Annotated in this window: 21 protein-coding genes; 4 read left to right on the forward strand and 17 right to left on the reverse strand. The window is 64.4% G+C overall.

Going from position 1 to position 18284, the window contains the following annotated elements; all coding sequences use genetic code 11:
- The 16 genes from EJO66_RS09005 to EJO66_RS09080 all read right to left on the reverse strand — a co-directional run bounded on the left by EJO66_RS09005 (nucleotide 1) and on the right by EJO66_RS09080 (nucleotide 15914).
- Entirely contained in the window at nucleotides 1-396 is a 396-nt protein-coding gene (locus tag EJO66_RS09005) for a hypothetical protein (protein WP_240648552.1), read from the reverse strand.
- A gap of 2 nt (nucleotides 397-398) precedes the next feature.
- Nucleotides 399-3116 (reverse strand): phage tail tape measure protein, encoded by a 2718-nt coding sequence (locus tag EJO66_RS09010; RefSeq protein WP_125965072.1) that lies wholly within the window; start codon nucleotides 3114-3116, stop codon nucleotides 399-401.
- Between the two features lie 114 nt (nucleotides 3117-3230).
- Nucleotides 3231-4019 carry a phage tail tube protein gene (locus tag EJO66_RS09015; RefSeq protein WP_125965073.1) on the reverse strand — a complete coding sequence of 263 codons (789 nt, stop codon included), beginning with the start codon at nucleotides 4017-4019 and terminating at the stop codon, nucleotides 3231-3233.
- 20 nt (nucleotides 4020-4039) lie between these two features.
- Nucleotides 4040-4447: a hypothetical protein gene (locus tag EJO66_RS09020; protein WP_125965074.1), complete on the reverse strand. Its 408-nt coding sequence runs from the start codon at nucleotides 4445-4447 to the stop codon at nucleotides 4040-4042.
- A gap of 2 nt (nucleotides 4448-4449) precedes the next feature.
- Nucleotides 4450-4737: a head-tail joining protein gene (locus tag EJO66_RS09025; protein WP_125965075.1), complete on the reverse strand. Its 288-nt coding sequence runs from the start codon at nucleotides 4735-4737 to the stop codon at nucleotides 4450-4452.
- A gap of 3 nt (nucleotides 4738-4740) precedes the next feature.
- Complete coding sequence (locus EJO66_RS09030) at nucleotides 4741-6501, reverse strand: phage major capsid protein (protein ID WP_206168840.1); 1761 nt, start codon at nucleotides 6499-6501, stop codon at nucleotides 4741-4743.
- Nucleotides 6502-6656: 155 nt separating this feature from the next.
- Nucleotides 6657-8192 (reverse strand): phage portal protein, encoded by a 1536-nt coding sequence (locus EJO66_RS09035; RefSeq protein ID WP_125965077.1) that lies wholly within the window; start codon nucleotides 8190-8192, stop codon nucleotides 6657-6659.
- Nucleotides 8189-8734 (reverse strand): hypothetical protein, encoded by a 546-nt coding sequence (locus tag EJO66_RS09040; RefSeq protein WP_125965078.1) that lies wholly within the window; start codon nucleotides 8732-8734, stop codon nucleotides 8189-8191. The genes EJO66_RS09035 and EJO66_RS09040 overlap by 4 nt, the downstream gene beginning before the upstream one ends.
- Before the next feature lie 160 nt (nucleotides 8735-8894).
- On the reverse strand, nucleotides 8895-9641 hold the full coding sequence (locus EJO66_RS09045; RefSeq protein WP_125965079.1) for a toll/interleukin-1 receptor domain-containing protein: 747 nt from the start codon (nucleotides 9639-9641) through the stop codon (nucleotides 8895-8897).
- A gap of 92 nt (nucleotides 9642-9733) precedes the next feature.
- A complete protein-coding gene (locus tag EJO66_RS09050) occupies nucleotides 9734-10309 on the reverse strand; it encodes a DUF4145 domain-containing protein (protein ID WP_164547795.1) in 576 nt (191 codons plus the stop codon).
- A gap of 275 nt (nucleotides 10310-10584) precedes the next feature.
- Complete coding sequence (locus EJO66_RS09055; RefSeq protein WP_125965081.1) at nucleotides 10585-10887, reverse strand: Mor transcription activator family protein; 303 nt, start codon at nucleotides 10885-10887, stop codon at nucleotides 10585-10587.
- Complete coding sequence (locus tag EJO66_RS09060) at nucleotides 10881-13016, reverse strand: phage terminase large subunit family protein (protein WP_125965082.1); 2136 nt, start codon at nucleotides 13014-13016, stop codon at nucleotides 10881-10883. The genes EJO66_RS09055 and EJO66_RS09060 overlap by 7 nt, the downstream gene beginning before the upstream one ends.
- Complete coding sequence (locus tag EJO66_RS09065) at nucleotides 13013-13525, reverse strand: hypothetical protein (protein ID WP_125965083.1); 513 nt, start codon at nucleotides 13523-13525, stop codon at nucleotides 13013-13015. The genes EJO66_RS09060 and EJO66_RS09065 overlap by 4 nt, the downstream gene beginning before the upstream one ends.
- Nucleotides 13526-13637: 112 nt before the next feature.
- Nucleotides 13638-14423, reverse strand: a complete 786-nt coding sequence (locus EJO66_RS09070; protein WP_125965084.1) for a hypothetical protein — start codon at nucleotides 14421-14423, stop codon at nucleotides 13638-13640.
- Nucleotides 14414-15343 carry a helix-turn-helix domain-containing protein gene (locus EJO66_RS09075; protein WP_125965085.1) on the reverse strand — a complete coding sequence of 310 codons (930 nt, stop codon included), beginning with the start codon at nucleotides 15341-15343 and terminating at the stop codon, nucleotides 14414-14416. The genes EJO66_RS09070 and EJO66_RS09075 overlap by 10 nt, the downstream gene beginning before the upstream one ends.
- A gap of 40 nt (nucleotides 15344-15383) precedes the next feature.
- Nucleotides 15384-15914, reverse strand: a complete 531-nt coding sequence (locus tag EJO66_RS09080) for a phage regulatory CII family protein (RefSeq protein WP_164547796.1) — start codon at nucleotides 15912-15914, stop codon at nucleotides 15384-15386.
- Here EJO66_RS09080 and EJO66_RS32520 point away from each other — a divergent pair.
- Both EJO66_RS32520 and EJO66_RS09085 read left to right on the forward strand, forming a co-directional pair.
- Nucleotides 15913-16206 (forward strand): hypothetical protein, encoded by a 294-nt coding sequence (locus EJO66_RS32520; RefSeq protein ID WP_164547797.1) that lies wholly within the window; start codon nucleotides 15913-15915, stop codon nucleotides 16204-16206. The genes EJO66_RS09080 and EJO66_RS32520 overlap by 2 nt on opposite strands.
- Before the next feature lie 277 nt (nucleotides 16207-16483).
- A complete protein-coding gene (locus EJO66_RS09085; protein WP_125965087.1) occupies nucleotides 16484-16792 on the forward strand; it encodes a hypothetical protein in 309 nt (102 codons plus the stop codon).
- Nucleotides 16793-16904: 112 nt separating this feature from the next.
- On the opposite strand, the gene EJO66_RS09090 is transcribed toward EJO66_RS09085, so the two are convergent.
- Nucleotides 16905-17144, reverse strand: a complete 240-nt coding sequence (locus EJO66_RS09090) for a transcriptional regulator (RefSeq protein WP_125965088.1) — start codon at nucleotides 17142-17144, stop codon at nucleotides 16905-16907.
- Nucleotides 17145-17244: 100 nt separating this feature from the next.
- Between EJO66_RS09090 and EJO66_RS09095 the strand changes: the two genes are divergently transcribed.
- Nucleotides 17245-17916 carry a helix-turn-helix domain-containing protein gene (locus EJO66_RS09095; RefSeq protein ID WP_164547798.1) on the forward strand — a complete coding sequence of 224 codons (672 nt, stop codon included), beginning with the start codon at nucleotides 17245-17247 and terminating at the stop codon, nucleotides 17914-17916.
- A gap of 173 nt (nucleotides 17917-18089) precedes the next feature.
- Nucleotides 18090-18284, forward strand: a complete 195-nt coding sequence (locus EJO66_RS09100; RefSeq protein WP_125965090.1) for a hypothetical protein — start codon at nucleotides 18090-18092, stop codon at nucleotides 18282-18284.

Consider the following 18284-nt stretch of genomic DNA (forward strand, 5'->3'; position numbering starts at 1 on the left):
TCAAACGGTGATGAGCCGCACGGTGGCGACATAGGGGTAGTCCTCGACAGGCAGCTCGGGGCGCGCGAGCGGCTTGCCTTCGATGGGCAGGCCGGGCGCGAACTGCACGTTGAAGGTGCGGCCATCGGCCAGCACCAGCGCGTGCACGCCGATGGCATTGGCCTCGGCCAGGGCCTGCAGCGCCGTGAGTGCGCCGCGGCGGATCCATCCGGCATCGACCTCGCCCTGCAAGGTGATCGGCCGGCCGGCCAGGCGCACGCCGGCATCGATGAGCGCAGCGCCGGTGAGCGAGAACTCGAGACTCTTCTCGACGCGGCTCCATCCGAACTCATCGATCCAAACCATGCCGCGCGGGATCTGCAGGCCGGCGAGCGTGTGAAACTTGGAAGTGGCCATGTCTATCGGCCCGGGCGGTTGGACGACGTGCCGGCCGCGGCGCCGAGCTGCGCGAGCAGGTCTTCGATGGCATCGGCGCCGGCGGCATTGGTTTGGACCGTGCCGTAGTCGCGGCCGTTGAGGTTGAGGTGCAGGTTCACGGTGCGGTTGGATTCGGGCACGGGGATCGCGGTGGGCTTGCTCCCGTTGCCGAAGAAGGTTTCTTTTTCGGCCGCCTTCAGCAGCGCATAGCTCAGCGTGTCGCCGCCGTACTTCTTCTGGCCGGGGTTGTTGAAGAAGGGGATGTCGCCCTTGGCGTCGGCAAATTCCTTCGCGATCTCGCGCGCCCGCTTCTCGTCGCTGACACCCGCGGCCTTCAGGAACGCGGCGATGCCCGTCAAGGTGCCCAGGTCGCTGCCGGCGTTGACGGTCTTGCCGTTCTTGTCGGTGGAGAAGCCGGCCGCATCCCGGCCGAGGCGCTTGTTCTCCAGCGCGGTTTCGCGCTCTTTGAGGGCGTTGGCCTTCTCGCGGGCTTCGATGTCGCGCTCGCGCGCGTTCGTGACCTCGCGCAGCGCGCCGGCCAGGCCAAACGCCGACTGCATCGCATCGTTCTGCGCGTCGCGCAGCTTCAACGTGGAGCGCCCCGCACTGTCGAGCACGACCTCGAAGCCGCGCATCGCGGCCTGCGCCTGCACCCATCCGGGCGCCACGCCGTTGCCCGCGGCGATGGCCGCTTCGGCGGCGCGCTTCCATGCCTCGCCCAGGCCGATGGCCGTCGCCTGCCCGCTGTCGCGGATCAGCTCGAAGTCGCGCAGCGCGGTCTTGGCGGCAATCTCCAGCTGCTCTTTGGTTTCCACGCCGGCGCGCTGAAAGGCCGCAGCAATCTCCGCCGCCGCTTCCGTTTGGGCTTTTTTGTTGGCACCCGCCGCGTCGGCTGCGGCGAGGTTCGCTTTCTTCAGCTCGCCGAGCTTCTGCACGGCCAGTTCGAGATTGCCGGTGGCGATGGCTTGGTCGTATTCGCCGCGCAGCCGCTCGACCGAGGCCCGGGCTTCCTCTGCCTTCGCCCGCTGCGCTTCGGCCGCGCTGGCGGCCTTCTGGCCGGCTTCCTGCGCGCTGTCGCCGGCGGCCTTCATCTCCGCGGCCATGTCCGCGAAGGCCGCAGCGCCGCTGGTGGCCGCGGCCGTCGTCGTTTCGGCGCTGCCGGTCAGGCCCGCCCATCCGGCGCGCGCCTGCTCGGCGCCTTCGGCGGCGCGGTCGAAGGCAGCACCGGCCTTCTCGCCGAATGCATCAGCTACCGCGCCGGTGGCCTCGGCCGAGAGGCGCACCTCTTCGGCCGCCGACTTGAACGCCGCCGAGAGGTCGCCGAAGGTGATCTTTGCCAGACCAGCAATGATGGTGGCGATGCCGGTCTGCACGGCGCTGACCACCATTGCCATGCCTTCGGCCTGCTTGTAGATCGCCGCCAGCACCACGTTGGCGCCGGCCACCATCACGCCCCACACCGTTTGCACGATGTTGCCGGTGGTCTGCGCCTTCTGGCCGAAGCTGTCGAGCAGCGCCCCCGCACGGTCAGCGATCGCCTGCGCCTTCGCCACGAGGGCGGGCACATCGACGCTCGCCACAAAGGCCTGCACCCACTTGATGCCGTTCTGGAACGCCAGCGCCAACGCGGCGCCGAACTTGCCTACGGTGCCGTCAGCGACCGCGGCACGGAGTGCGCCGGACAGTTGCTCGACGCCTTGCTTCAGCACCGGAAGGATGGGCGTCGTGAGCGCGTTGAGCGTCGAGTCCCACGCGGTGCGCAGGGCATTCAGCGCGCCATTGAGGTTCGACTGCATGACGGCGGCCGTCTCGGCCGCGCTGCCCTTGGCGTTCTCCAGCTTCTTGGTCAGCGCATCGAGCGAAACCACGCCCTGATTCAGCAGCGCGCGCAATGCCGGCCCGGCTTCCTGCCCCACTGCCGCAATAGCGCGCTGCCCCGCCGGGCCGGCCGCGGCCAGTTCGTGCAGCGCCTTCTCGAAATTGGTCGACGTGATGCCGGCGGCAGCCAGCTCCGTGCGGAACTTGCTGGCCGGGTCGGAGAACTGCGCAAAGATGCTGTTCAGCGCCGTACCGGCGCGGCTCGCGTCGATGCCGGCATCGGCGAACTTGCCCACGATGGCGACCGTGGATTCAAGGCTCAGCCCGAGCGTGTTTGCCAGCGGGGCCGCATAGCTCAGCGCTTGCGCCAATCCCGCCACGCTGGTGTTCGTCGCGTTCGCGCCGAGCGCGAGCACGTCGGCCACGCGGCCCGCATCCGCAAAGGAAAGGCCCAGGCCATTGACGATCTTCGTCAGGTACTCGGCCGAGGTCGCCAACTCGACATCGCCGGCGCGTGCGAGCTGCATCGCGGCCGGCAGAGTGGCGATGGCATCGCGCACACTGAGGCCGGCTTTCGCGAGGTTTTCCAGCGCGCCGGCGGCTTCCAGTTCGGTGAACCCATACCGGGCATCGGCGGCGGCTTCCTGCGCCGCCTTGCGCAGCGCGCGCATCTCGGCCGCGGTCGCACCGGTGGCGGCCTGCACGCGGCTCAGCGCCTGCTCGAAGTCCGCGCCGCCCTTCACCCACCCGGCGAATGCCTGGATGCCGAAATAGCCGAGCACGACCGCCGCAAACGCGGCAAGGCGCGCCTGCAGCTTGTCGAAGACCTTGGACGCATCGTCCTTGGCATTGATAACGATTTGGATCGGCTTGAAGGCCAATGGAGAACCTTTAGGGCGTGTGGTGAGGTGGAATCGGTCCGGCGACGGTTGGCGCCTCCAGCGAAGCGCCAGGCGTCGCCGCCGCTCGGGGGGAGCGGCAGCGAGGCGAAGTGGTCAGATCTCGATGGGGCGGCCGTCCTCGAAGATCGCCACGCCGTTGGGCGGCGTCAGAACCTCGATGTCGAACTCCATCTGCACATAGGCGTCGTCGCTGGTGATGAGCGACATGTCGCCGGTGGGCGCCAGCGTCACCAGCGGGCAATAGGTGTCGATCTGCTCGCCTTCGGCCACGTTGGAAAGCACACGCAGCGCGCCGCGCAGCTCGGCCTTGTCGCCGGACTTGATGCGCAGCCAGGTGGTGGACGGCTTCGCGTACGCGACCTTGATCTTTCCGGGCGGGATGCTGCCGCTCGCGAGGATCTGCAGGCGGCCGAGGGCGGCATCGACGGTGTAGTCGACGCCCAGCTCGTAAGGCTCGCCGCCGGCATCGGGCGTGACGACCACGTCCGACACCTTGCGTGCGCCGGCCGGGTTCGCGTCGGTGCGGCCGAGCTGGTAGAAGCGGCCAGGCGTGACGGTGATCTCTTCGGCGGCCACGTTGCCGGTCGCCTGCGTGACCGTGGATTTCTCGCCCGAGATGAACATGGCGCGGTTGTCGGCGCTCATGTTGTCGCAGGTGATCTTGCCGGTGCGGTCGATGCGCACGACGCGATTCGCGTCCTTGACGCCCGGGCCCGCTTCGGCGCTGTAGTGCGGCGCCTTCTCCGTCGCGATGTTGAGCGTGACGGTGGGACAGTTGCCGAGGTGGCGCTCGCCCGTGAGCTGGTCGGCCGCATCGAGCACGTCGAAGAAGACGCGACCGCGCGGGATGATGTACTGAGACTTTTCGTAGATGTTTGCCATGCTGGCTCCGTAGGTTGGGTTCACTCTTGGCCGAAGTAACGGCCCGTCGTGGAGAAGAGAAGCTCGATGCCGATGAGTCCGCTGTCCGGGAAGTCCGGCGCCGAGAAGCGCGCGAGCTTCAGCGCGCCCCAGTTCCGGCCACCGGCCGCGCCAGGCGCCCAGTTGTGAAGCCGCTCGATCACCGTGCCAATCGCCGTGTCGAGCAGGGCCGCGGCCGCGGGGCCGCGCTTGACCGAGAGCAGGACGCTCCAGCCCGGCGACAGGCCGACAGCGCCCTCTTTCACATCGGCCAAGGCGCCGGCGGCGAACATGACCGACACCAACGCTCCGGCATCGCGGTTGCCCTTGCCGGTCGAGAAGCCCATGACTTCCCAGGCCGGCAGCACCTCGCGCAGCCGTTCCACGATGTTGGGTTCGAGCAGGAACATGGTCAGGCGCTCCGCAGAATGAGGTTCGTTACGCCGGTCCCATCCGCCTCCGCGCGCACCACTTCGAACGGCTTGCCATCGACGGTGATCGCGTCATCGCGCTGCAGGCCGGCGAGGGCTTCCGTCGCGCCTTGGCACGACGGGGCATCCGCATCGACCTGCACCCCGAAGGGGGCCGCATAGGGACGGTCAAAGAGGACGCGCGCGGTCCTCTGCATGCCTTCGACGGTGAACGAAGCGTTCACCGCGAAGTCGCTGAAGAAAACGGACAGGTCTTCGGCGAAGCTCATGGCTTAGGCGGTCTTCGCGTCTTCCATGGTGGCGAAGCTCTCGACGTTGCGCACGCCGACATCCACGTCCTGCAGCGCGGTCACGCGCACCGTACCGGTCGTGCTGTGCGTGTACGGATCGACCATCAGGTCAAGGCCGCCCCACATGCCGATCACGAGGTCGGCGAAGTTGCCGAAGATGAGTGCCGAGAGATCGGTGCCAGCACCCTTCGTGAGGTTGCTCGGCACGGCGTTGGTGACGGCAGCGCGGTAGCCGTTGAGCGGCTCGCCACCCTTCTGCCAGACCCGCTCGCCGGTGCCGGGACCATCGACGAAGGTCTTCTTCAGCTTGCCCCGCACCTTGGCGTTGGTCAGGTAGGCCAGCGTGCCCACGTCGGCATTGGCGACCGACACGGCCGTTTCCAGATCCACGACGTGATCCCAGTCCGGCGCGCCGCCATCGACGCCGCCGACGACCCCCGCCGCGATCTTCGCGAGGATGCCGCTCGGCTCGTTCGCCACACTGCCGCCAGCGATGGCTGCGCGCTGAATCGCCAGGCCGAGCACCATCGCGAGGTCGGTCGAGACGAAGCTCTCCACGTCGATGCTCGATTGCAGCAACAGCTTGCGACTGATGTCGGTGAAGGCACCAACCGTCTTGGGCGACATCGCGACTTGACCGATGGCCGCGCCGCTCTCGTCCGGCGGCTGGCCTTCGGCCACCCAATAGGCGCTGCCCGAGCCGGTTTGCTTCGGGATGGCAATGTTGCCGACCAGACCCGACAGGAAGCGCACGCCGAGCGTGTTGAGCACCATCGCATCGCGCAGGATCGTGATGAAGTCGCCCGACATCAGGTCGGTGGCCACGAGGTTGCCGCCGGCGGCTGGCGTGCCGATGTTCATGTCGCGCTTCTGCACTTCGAACGGAATCAGGATGCCGCGCGAAGTCTTGCCGAGCTTGGTCGCCGTCGCGTTGGAGCACTCGAATTCGAAGGCCGCAGCATTGCGGGCGGCGACATCGCCGGGATTCGCCAGCGCATTGAGCGCACGCACCATGCTGAAGCGGCGCGTTTCCTTCGTGGTCAGGCCGATGTCGGCGGTGGGCACGGGCTTGGATGCGAGTGCGCGAATCGCCTCGGCTTGGAACTGCTCAACCGTGTGGCCGGCTTGGATGGAGCGCATTGCCAGGTCAGCACCGCCGGGCATGGCCGCGGCGATCTTGCTGATTTCGGCGGCGTGGTTGCGCTGCACGGGGGTTTCGATGGTGGGGGCCGGCGTGCCGGCAGGCTTGGTTTCGGGCGTCGTCATGGCGCGGTTCTCCGTAGAAGATGGGGAAATGGAAGGAAGGGAAGGAAGGGCCGGCGGCGCGGCGGCGAGGCTGCGGCCGACACCGACAGTCGCATCCGCTGGCACGCTGACCAGAGACAACTCGAAGGGCTCCCAGTCGGTCACGCGGTAGGTGTCAGAACCGTCCTTCGTGCCTTCCAGAATGGCTTCGTGGATGATGTAGCCCACCGAAACGTTGACGCGGATGCCGTCGACCACGTCGCGGAAGACTTCCTCTGCGCGCACGCTTCGACCGAAGCGCACCACGGCACGGGCTACCTTGTCCGAACCGATTTCCACAGACTCGACGACCGCGACGACATCCCGTGTGTCGTGGTCACAAAGGAGGTTGGCGCCGGCCGTGAGACGGCCGATGCGCATTGACTTGCGACTGAGGTCCAGCACCTCGATGAACCAGCCGCGATCCACCGGCGTCTCGCTCGCGAAGGCGAGCTTCACGGTGCGCGCTTCTTCGTCGATGGAAGAGCGGTCTACAACGAAGGCGCGCTTCAGTTGGCCGGAGGGCAGATGCGCGCGAAGTGCTTGAGGAAGACTTGAAGTCATGCCGCTATTGCAACTTCGCGGCACTGACATTCATAAGGCGCGCGATGTCACTAGGCTGCGGTTTCTTCTTCCTCTTCGGCCTCTTCGTCGGCGGCTGCGGGCCGGCTCTTCGGCGCAGGTGCCGCGACCTTCGTCGCGTAGGCGGGCAGCACGATGCCGAGCTGCTTCGCAAGGTCTTGCGCTTCCTTGATCTTCACCATCGTGTCGTAGAAGTCGCGACCCATCTGCGCACTGAGATCCTGCGGCGCGACCAGACCCGCCCCTACCCCCGCAATGCGCGCGTTCATGTCCTTGAGCGGGTCCACCCACTCCCAACGGCGGCCGAGCCAATCGTGGGCAGCGAATTTCGCAACCTTCGCCGCGGGCAACGGACTGCCGTTCGGCATGGTGATCGCGTTGGACAGCAGGGACATCACCATCCACTCGGCGCGCACGCGCCGGAGAAAGGAGTCGATGAACCACTGCTGATCCGAGGCCCAACGGTCGCGCTCGTCGAGCGTGCCGCTGCGAATGCTCGAGAAGTTGACGCCTTCGAGGTCGTTCGCGAGCGCGTGGTACGACACGCGCCAGCCGCTCGCCACGCGTTGCAGCGCGGTCTTCACGAACGGGCCGAAGACCTCGTTCGGATATTTGCTCTCGTGCGGCTTGAAGTCGTAGCCAGGCGGCAGCGTGTCGTACACGCCAGGCTGGCTCGTGGTGATCGTGTCGCCGCCGTCGTCGCGCTCGCCGATGGGCAAGGTGCCCGGCGCGGCGTCCTGGTTCTGGGTGAAGAAGCCGAAGTGATTCGCGCCATGCTCGGCGGCCAGCACCGCGGCCAGCATGAAGCCGCCCAGGTGGTGCAGGCTCAGCATCCCGGGCGCCATCCACGGGATGCCGCGCACCTGCTCGGCCCGCTCCACCTTGAAACTGTGAATGATGTCTTCCGCGGGCAAGCGCACGCGGCGCCGGGAGGTGCGCGGACCATCGTTCGGATGCGCCTCGAAGATGTGGACCGCGACCGTCCGGCGATACGCGTCCACTTCCACGCCCATGATGACGGTGTTGCCTGTTGAAGGCTCGACGCCGTTGAAGGTGGTATCGATGCGGTCCACGTCGATGAGCTGCAGCGCGAAGTTGAATTCGTTGCGCGCGTCGGCGCCGCGTACCAGCCGCACCAGAAACTCGCCATCGCTCGGCAGGCCGCCGACCAGCGTCTCGCACATGTCGCGCAACGACTGCCGGCCGGTGACATCGCAGACGGCCTGCCAGCGCACGAACGCCGCTTCGATGGCATCGTTCGCGAGCTTGTCGGCCTTGCCCGGCGCATTCTCGACACGTGCCTGCATGACGAATCCGGCCGGCCCCACCATGTTGGTTTCGACCATGCCGCAGAACTTGCGCGCATAGTCGTTGTTGTTGCGCAGCTCCCGCCCACGCGCGCGAAGCCGGTCGAGGTCGCCGCGGAGCTCTTCATTGATGCTCGAATAGGTCGCGATCCAGTCGGCCGAGAGGCGATCGATGCGCGCGGCCTGGAAGCGGCGCGTCTGGGTTTTCTTCGGCGCCGGGCCGCCGCGGAAGAGGCGGCGGAGGAATGCAGGCGCCTTCATTGGCCGAACCTCACCATGATGCGGCCGGACACGCCGCGCGGCCCGCTCTTGCCTTGTTCTGCCGCGACCTCCCGCTGATACTTCGAGCGCATCGCGTGCAACTCGTTGAGCGGGATGTACTTCAGGCGCCGGCCGTTGATTTCGTATTCGGCTGTCGCGCTGGTGGCCCGGCCTTCGAGCACCGCCTCGATGGCGTCAAGCGTGCGTCTTGCATGGGAGCGGACATCACCGGCGGTGCCGAACGATGGCGCGACGGTCAGGCGCCCGGTGCCGACCGTGTAGACCTCATCGGCATTGGTGACTCGCGCTCGCCAGTCGTAGGAGCCGGGCGCATAGCCATCGGTAGCCTGCGCGGAGATGACGACGCGGTGCGCGTCGCCGGCAGCAACTGCCGCGATCTGGTAGCGGTGCTGCGAGTTGAGCAGTTCGTAGCTCAGTGCCCAGCCGGCAGAGGCCGGAAAGTCCTGCAGCGACCGTGTCCATTTGACGGTATCGCCGGGAATGATGGAGATGGGCTCGGAGTTGGAAGTGTCGATAGCCACAGTCAGGCCTTTGGTCAGTGTTGACCGGACTATCGAAGCGGGGAGCTGACATTAACAAGGCGAGGTGTGTCACTTCCCGCGAACACCCCGATTCGGGGGTTATGGCTTGCAGACATTCATCGGGCAACCAGCAGGCCATCTCGCGAACTACTTTGCGGTGTTACGTACGGATCAGCTTGTGCTCGACCGCGTACGTCTTTCCCTTCGACGTCAACTTGATATTTCCCTGACTTGTTCGGCTAATCAGACCTTGCTCCGCGGCTTGGCCGAGATAAATGTCGAACATGATTCTCGACATCGACGCCTTTCCCAACAACGTTGCATACATCAGAATGTCACCCTCCAAAGTTGCTTCAAAGGTCTTCACTATGACGCGCATCGTCTGAAGCACCCCGTCACCGGTCTTCTCTGGTGGCGTCGCCGAGACCGGAGTAAATGGGTTGCTTGCAACAGGAGGCTTGATGAACAGCGGTGCACCGTGCAACGAGCGAAGCAGCTCATCATAGGAAAACTCGAACTGGTCCTCCCGTGAGAAATCCAAGTACATCTTTGAACTGAGAAACGTAGGAACCGAATGAGTTCCGTTTTGACGGATCAGTGGGATAACTTTCGTGGAGTCCACGGACTTCATCAAGTCAGCCGTCACAATCATCTTTTCGTAGCCAACGCCACCAGTCCCTGAGTTGGCCTTCGCAACGTAGTTTTCAGTGCAAATCATCAGGACGCGATCTGCAACGGCAAGATTTTTCTCCATGAAGCTCGGCAGATCAGCTCCGGGTCCGAGATCCCACTGATCGAGCGCGGCATCAACGCCGTTATTGCGCAGTCTCGTAGCAAAGTCGAGAACCCATTTCTTATGATCTTGCGAGTCATGAGAGTACGAAATAAACGCCTTGGGAATTGCCACAGGTAGTCACCTATCAGGTAAGCCAAAAAGATGCGGCTGGTTTCCGCGTGGTGTCCTCGCCGCGCATCCACAGTCCCAGTTGATTCGGCGCGTCAGCTCGAAGGAGGAAGTGGAACACCAGGAAAGGGCGGAAATACAGACACTGTGCCGGGAGGAAGCGGCGGCAAAGCAGCAATGACTGGTGCAGTCACGGTCGGACCTGAAATCGGCGGGAACAATTTCTTTGCCTTAGCCGGGAGGATGTAAACCTCTTCCAAAAGATGGTCAAGAACTATCATCGCAAGGCCCAGTTGTTGGGGATTATGGGGTTCAACCTCGTGTGCCGCTAGATTGCCAAGCGTCCGGAGTTGATGCAGCACAGCAGCTCGACCCGGCGTCAGAACGCCCTGCTGAACCAAGTCGTCAATTTGCTCAAACAAAGTGCGCCCTTTGGCGGCCTGGTCCTTGCACAGAGTCTCAAGGATCGCCCGAACTCCTATTCCCGTGAGAACATGTTGATCGGATGTCAGAGCGTTGGTCGTTTCCTGATAGATGCGTCGCAGCTTGTCCGGCAGAAGCCAAACGCCGTCTTTCAGGCCAATGTATCCGGCGATCCGCGATGGATAAAGCTTTTCCGCGACCGAGTACACGGTCTGCAACTCCCCGTTCTCGTCGTAGTAGTGATCCACATCTTCTGAATTGGAAGCCGCCGATCGAAATGAGATTGCTTTGCATCCCATGCACTGCAAGATCTGGTACTCAGTCTCCCAATCCATGTGATGATCAGAACCCACCACTCTTGCGTCAGCTACGACTCGGTGTGCTGTGCTTCCGACGCACCGCTGACACTGCACTTCTAGTTCCTTGCCAACCGCATAGTTTGCGTGGAGCGTATCGCTAGCCATGATGGGTAGTATTTCTGAGTGGGATACACATAGTAACGCTCAACTTGCCGGCGGGATATTCATTTCGCAGGCGCCTTTATGATTCGCAAAACCTGTCGCTCGGAAAGCTCATAGCGCCGCGAGAGCAGCTTCACGCGCTCACCCGCCAGGTAGTCGCGAAAGATGCGGCTGTTCCGATTGCTGTGCCCCTCGCCGCGGCGCTTCGCAATAAAGACGCGGTCACCGCCCCAGTCGGCGCGAACTCCCGCCTCTACGCTCTTCACAAGCTCGGGCGTCAGCTCGCCCTTTGCCTCTGCAAGGGCCTCCTGCACCCGGACGAGGATGTCGAGAACGATGTCATTTCGGTTGTTGTTGGTCACCATGATCTAGCGGAATGGGATTGACGGGACGGGCGTTGAAAGGTTCGGCGAGGTGGCACTGCCTTTGGAGGCGTGGCCGGGGCCGGTGGCGAGGCCACCATCGGCGGCGGCTCCGGCGGGCTTGCCGGCTCTGTGACTGGCACTTCGCTTGTTTGCGCGGAGCGTGTCTCGACCGTGTGCGTTTCGCGTGGAACATCAGCCGGTGAAACCTCTTCCGCCTGTTCCACGCGAAACAGATCACCATTCGGTGGCTGCACGATGGACTCCAACCGCTCCCACATCTTCCCGGTGTAGAGGTGCAGCCCGAGCATGTGCGTGCAGAAGATCGCGTAGACCGTGCAGTCCAGCGCTTCATTGCGCACGCCGGGCGACTTCATCCACTTGTAGGCTTCGCCGCCGGCCACGCGCTGCGGCACGCGCGCTTCGGAGGTCAGTTGCGTGTAGAACTCGCGCGGCAGATCCGCGCAGAAGTGGACGAACCCGGCGCCCCGCTTCTCCACGCACAGGCGCCCGTACAGCAGATCCTTGGCGGTGTCGGTGCCGACATACCAGAGCCGAACGCCGCGCTTGATGATCTTGCCGCCCCAGTTCACGTCCTGCACGGTGGCCTTGCTCTTGACCATCTTGCTCGGCTGCGGATCGCCGCGCACGGCGAACACCCGTTCGCGCTCGCGCTGGCGGCAGTAGTTGTAGGCCTGGTGCGTGAAGTGGCCGCCGGTGTCCACGGCCATCGCTTCGATCTTCATCGCCTGGCCGCTCTCGTGCTGGAAGATGGTCTTGCGGTAGGCATCGAGGTGCGACCAATCGCGCTCGTCGGCCGGATTCGCATAGATCACGCTGTAATCCACGCACCACATTTCCTCGCCGCGACCGATGGCCCACGTCACGACTTCAAAGCGGTTGTCCTGCACGTCCACGCCCGTGACCAGCACGAGGCCACCATAGGGGACCGTGAAGCGGCGGTATTTCTCCGCACGTCTTGAGAGCGCGTGCTCGTCGGCGCGCTCGACCACGGCCTCCCAATACTGCGCGAGCGTTTCGTTCACGAAGCCTTCAAGCGGCGCGGTGTCCCCTGCCTTGGCCTTGATCGTGGCTTCAAGGAATTCGCGCACGATGTCGGACCATGCGCGCTGCGGGCTGTAGGCGCTCCACATCTCCACAAAGGCCACATGCCGCGGCGCGCGGATGACCACGCCTTGCGCATCGGTCCAGACGTGCAGATTGTGGTCGTAGCGATACCGGCCGCACTCGCTGATCCACATTGCCCGGTCGTCCCAGATCTTCAGGTAGTCAGCTTGCGTGATCGACTCGTGGCAGTGCGGGCAGACATGCCGCACGGTGTTGTAGTCGTGGCCATCCCACTTGAAGCCGTGCCGTACCTTCTTGTTGCCCCAGATGAGCGGATGCTCGGCATCGCAGTGCGGGCACACGATGTTGTAGCGCATGCGCGCATCGGCATTCTTCTCGCGCGTCTCGATGTGGTCGAAGTCCTTGATGCGCACGGTGCTGCCGGCGACCAGCTTCGGGAACGGCGCCCCTTCGAGCCGGCCGCGTGCGAGCGTGATCGGATCGGAGGACTTCTCGATCTTCTGATCAAAGGCCGAAGCTTCGTCGAGCACCGCGACCGCCACGGTGATGCGGCGGTAGGCGCGCGCGGCCTTGCCGCCAAGCAGATGCAACACGGAGCCGAAGAAGCTCTTCAGCTTCATCGTGTCTTCCTTGCCCGGCACCATGACCGCCTTCAAGGCATCCACGTCGCGCAGCATGGGCTCGATTTCCGACTTCACGAAGCTGTCGCGGTCGTCGTCGGTCGGCATCCAAAGCGCCTGCTTGCGCCGGCGGTGCGCCGCGTTGTAGGCAATGAAGGCGAGCAGCGTCTTCGTGTAGCCGACGCGCTTCGCCTTGCGCACCGTCACTTCTTCGATGTCGTCATTGCTGAAGGCATCCATCCAGCCGCGCTGGAACGGGTAGGCCTTCCATTCACCCTGCGTGTGGCTGGCCTCGGGCGACAAGTAGAAATTGTTTTCGGCCCAGGTGCTCAGAGGCTGCGGTCGCTCCATCTTGAGCGGCACGAGGCCCTTCACCACGGCACTGATGACTGCGCGCTGCGTTTCGTTGGGTGCCAGGCTCACAGCGGCTCGCCCTCTTCTTCGTCGCCGTCCTCAGGCTGCACGACGGCCTCAGTCACGAGCCGGGCGGTGGCGCGCACCCATTGGTTGCGCGCATCGGCGATGGCCGACATCAGTTTGTCGCGCGCGGTGTCGGGCAGCTCCGGGCACACCTTGCGCAGCAGGCCGGGCAATTGCTCGAAGCGCTCGGAGACGGATTGGCTCGCGGTCGCGAGCACTTCGGCCAAGAGCGTGATCGGCGCGTACTCGCCGCGGGCCACGGCATTCTTGATCGCGATGCCGAGGCGCTGCTCGCGCGCGAGCGCCGCGCGCTCTTGCACGAGGTCGAGGCCGCCCGTCTCCGACGACGCCCGGCCGGCAGCGATGTCGCGCATCCGGTCGCAGTAGGCCATCAGCCACTCATGGCCCGACTCGCCGCGCGTCAGCACACCCTCGGCCATGAGTTGGCTCACGCGCGCCTCGCTGATTCCGACCCACGCGCCGAACTCCGCCTGCGAAATGGCCTGCCTCATCGCTTCGACTGCCTTCACTTAACCCCCTTAGCAGCATCGCCGAACAGTCCGAAGTCGGGGTTCGAATTACCCGTAACCCACGCTTCTGCGGAAGGACCCGTGACGCTGTTCTTCATTGGCCCACCAGCTTTCGGACGTGGTAGCGAATGCGCCGCTCGATGTAGGGCTCAAGGTCCGCGCGCTCGGCCACGCGCTGGCGGCTGATCCGCGACTCGTACATGCCATCGCGCACGAACATCAGCACGGGCCGCACGATGAATCCGTCTTGCCCAGTCGCCGCCCAGATGCCAGGCGCGAGGTGCTGCGTCGGGCCACTGCGAAGATGACCATAGGCAACGAAAAATCGCACGCCCTCGCGGCCCTTGCCGCCCTTGTGCAGACGGGCCTTGCGCTTGTCCGTCATGTTGGCCTTGTAGCCCTGCTCGCCCATGGCCTGGAAGTAGGACAGCAGGCGCACGAGGAAGCCGCCGCGCACGTTGCCGCGCCCGTCATCGCTGCCGGGGAATGGCGTGTCGGGAATGGCCGTCTGATAGCCGGCGGGCAGGATGCCGATGCGGCGCAGGGCCGCCTCGCTGCGCTTGTCTCGACGGGCGCCGCCGAACTCTTGCGCCTGCAGGATCTTCTGCGGGTCCACGCCCTTGCCACCGAAGTAAGTCGGCTCGATGTCCACGCTCAGCCGCTCGGGCGTGGCCTTGCGGACATACACGCTCTTGAGGATGTAGGGCGTTGGCCGGTCGAACTGGTCGCGCATCTCGCGCTGCCACTCGCGCCGCGCGAGGAAGCCGCCATCGCTCAGCCCGTTCGCATAGGCTTGCTTGGCCTGCTGCCCCGACAACTTGGCGAGCTGCGCCTGCACGCTGGCGAGGCCAGCACCGCTGAAGCCCACCGTCACGCGCATACCGCCTCCCCTGCCTGCTCGGCCGCACGCCTCACCCTTGCGGTGAAGGCGAGATAGGTTTCACCACGGCCCACCGAGAAGGCCGCTTCGTCCCACGGCGCCAAGCCGAGCGCACGCGCCTTCGAGTCGATGCCGCTGCGCGTCTCGTGCCATGCCCCGGCCGCGACGGCAGGGCCAGCGCCAGGCGCACGAGGCACATCCCGCCACCGTTCGTTCCGAAGCCAGTTGGCGAACTCGGGCACGAACTCTCCGTCCTCCTTTGTCCACCTCTTGCTAAGCCTTTGGGCCTCGATGGCCGAGCGCATCGTCTGCTGCAGCGCGGCGCTTGGCGCCATCCGCCGGTATCGGCGTTCGGCCTTCAGCCTGTTGTCGTGGTTCGGGTAGATCGCAAAAAGCTCATCGAACCCGGTCGCCCCCCCGCCGGGGGGTAGGGGGGATTGGTTCATTGATGGTTCTGAAGATTCGGGTGTCATAGCTGTGACACCCCTCTCGTCTCTGGTGACACCCCTCTCGTCCGTGGTGACACCCCTCTCGGGTGTCGAGACGGGTGTCAGATTGACACCCGTGTGCATAACTTCAGGTGGGGGCGCGTCATCGAGGGGTGTCAAATTGACACCCCTCTCCGGAACCGGCACGTCGCCGCCTTCGATCCACTCGGGACAGATGCGGTATTCGTTGGTCACGCCGGGCCGCCCGGTCGCCGTCTTGACCTGAATCAGCCAGCCGGTCGCCACCATTCGGCGAATCTGCCGCTGCACGCTGCTGCGGCTCTGCATGGTCTTGCGGGCCAGCTCATCCACCGAAGGCCAGATGCGCCGGCCGTCATCGCTGGCATGGTCGGCCATTGCGAGCGCGAGCAACCGCTCCATGCCGCCCGCTGGATAGCGATCAAAGACCATCGACATCACTTTGATGCTCATGGCGTCGCGCACCCTCCCCGGCCAGGTCGATCCGCTGCGCTCATGCCTTCGGTTCCTCCCGCATCAGGCCGCGCAGCATCGCCAGCGAGTGGCCGACGTTCGCGACCAGTTCCGCCGCGTGGTGCTCCGCCTTGCGCATCTGATTGCGCGACACGCCGTCCTTGCGGCGCGTCAGCGCCTCGCCGAGCGCCTGCACGTAGTCGGCGAACGCCATCTGGAGCTGCATCAAGGCATCGAGCGGATCGCCCTCGGAATGCGCCGGCGTGGCCCGGATGCAAACGTGGTCCAGCTCGCCGGCCATGGCGTGCAAGATGCGGTAGTCCCGGCTCTGCCACTGCATCTCGATGGCGTCGCGCAGCGTGAGGTGATGGGTCGTGTTCTGCGGGTTGACCTTGTGCGTCAACGTGTTGGGGTTGTGGCCCATGCGCTTGGCGAGGGCAACGATGCCGCCCTGGCAGCCATGCGCGGTGTCATAGGCAGCGACCGCCGCATCGTGGCCGCGCAGCTTGTTGGGCACGGGCTCATCGGCGCCATAGCCGTGCGCCGCGTCAATTGAGATATTCGTTCTCATGCAGACCTCAGAGAGAAACAGCCAACGCCTCGCGGAAGCGAGTCCTGCTCCGACGCTGGCGGAGCGCATCGACGCCATCGAGCAATTCCTGCAGCAGCTCGTGCAACTGCTGGAAGTCGAGCCAGACCTGAACCGAGAGAGCATCGCGGCGTGGATAGAGATAACGACGGCAAGCGCAGGCGCCCAAGGGCTTGCGGCGCTGCGTCAACGCGCCGCGATGGCGCAACTGTGCGAGCGCGTGCTCGCGCCTTCCGTTGACGTGATAAGGCCCACTGCGACGTGGTTGTCGTGAGTGGCCGCCAGGCTCCATCACTCATGTGCCTCCCCTGCGCTTCGGTCGGACTTTCCCGCTCTGTCGCGGCTTCGCCTCGGGGCCGCACCGTTTGCAAGCGTTTGGCGCAAGTGATGCGACGCGAATTCCGGATCGTCATGGATGCAGTCATGCTCGGCCAACAGGGCACCATTCAGGTGGAAAATCTGCAGCACGTCACGCCGAGACTCACCCTCGCCGCGCTGACATTGGACAAGCACGACTTTTTCCACCCTCACAGACAAAGGCGGCATTGCGCATGGCAACGAACTCATGGCCCGAGATCCTTTCGACGTGCGATGAAATTGAACGGTTGCTCGACGGGGCCGCACCGGTCGCAGACTCGGCGCGTCTCAACCGGATCACCTTTTTGTGCGGATACTTGGGCACGGATTCCTACATCCGGGAGAAGGCGAATCGCTTGGCATCTCGCGCCGCGATCTACTTCAGTGCTCGACGCCATGCCAGTGAGCAAGGGGGCGCCGCCGGTGTCATGCAGGAGATGCGCTATCGATTGCTCTCGTCCATTCGAGAACAGGCCGACTGGCTCGCACGCAGTCAGAACTAGCTCGGGCTGCCTGTCAGGACTGCCGGGAAAGTGCTCGACCTCATCGGCCACCACGAGTGACATCAGCCCCGAGTGCAGCGAGCGGCGCGAAGCGTCGTGGGAGCTGTGCACCCTATTCATAGGCGCCCTCCCCGGCAGCCGCCCGCAACACATCCCATGCGACGTCAGGCCGAAGCTCTTCGCAGCGCACGGCACCAGAGGTCAAGCGCTCAATGGACGGGCAATGCTCAGCGGGCACGCGCCGCCCTTCGTCTTTCCATTGACCAACGGCAGCCTTGGTAACGCCCAGCGCATTCGCAAGTGCGGTTTTGGAGCCAACAACCTTTGCAGCTCTGTCGACGGGGTGTTCCATGCTTGATCCTTTGGCAGTTTCCGCAGAGTCTAGTATTTCTAGACAATCAGTTCAAGTATTACTTGCCTCACGGGGTCAAGTTTTTCTTTACGATCAAGAAATGGAGTTGAAAGACTGGGTGCGCGCTGCGCGAAAACACAAAGGCTGGACGCTTGAGCAGCTTGGCGACGCCATGGGTCGGAGCAAGGCAACGGCAGGGTTTTGGGAGAACGGGAAAACCGCTCCCAGCTTTGTGCAGATCCAGAAGATCGCAGAGGTCACCGGATACCCCCATCCGTTCGGCCGGGAGAGCGCCGGCACGCCGCCGCCGCCTAACGAGCTCGCCCCCCAAATGCCTGATGGAGCAATCCCAGTCGACCCGACAAAGCCGCAACGCATATGGGTTGTCGGCAAAGGCGCCGGTGGCTTATCAGAGCGAATTTGGAGCGACGGAGACCATCCAGTGGGAGCAACGGATCAATACGGGCTTGTTGCAAGTACAGACCCGCACGCCTTCCTCGTGGAGGTTTCCGAAGAAAGCATGGTTCCAAAGTACACCCCTGGCGATTTCGCGCTGGTGGAGCCAGGGACCGCGCCTGAACTGGAGGACGATGTCCTGGTGCGGCTGACCTCCGGCGTCACGATGATTAAGCGCCTGCTTTCGCAGCGCGGCGCTTACCGGTTTGGCAGCTACAACACTTCGGTGGTGCTTCACTATCGGTTTGAGGATGTGGACTGGGTCTACTACATCGCGCATCCGGTGCCACGGCGAAAGATCACTTCCCTCTGGTAGCAGCGACAACTCAGCACCAATTTTTTGAGCCGCCATCAGGCGGCTTTTTCTCGCCACAAGTCACTACGTCAAGAAATACTTGCCCGATTAGCTAGTTTTACTTGACTCTATAAGTCTAGTTATTCTAGACTTTGATCCAAGTGCTGCATCCCGCAGCCACCTTGGAGATGACGATGGCGAAACTTCCCGCGACGCGCAGCTACCGCTGCTTCTTCGTTCCCCGCGATGGCCTCGGCCACCTTGCCCCCTCAGACACCGGCGCACACCCCTTCGTCCAATTGAAGGCTGCGAATGCCGAAGCCGCCCTCATAAGCGCACAACACGTCACCGGGTGCCCGGTTTCGGAAGTCGAGCGCATCGAAGGCTGA

Origin of the sequence: Variovorax beijingensis (assembly GCF_003951285.1) — a bacterium.
In the GTDB taxonomy this organism is placed as follows: domain Bacteria; phylum Pseudomonadota; class Gammaproteobacteria; order Burkholderiales; family Burkholderiaceae_C; genus Variovorax; species Variovorax beijingensis.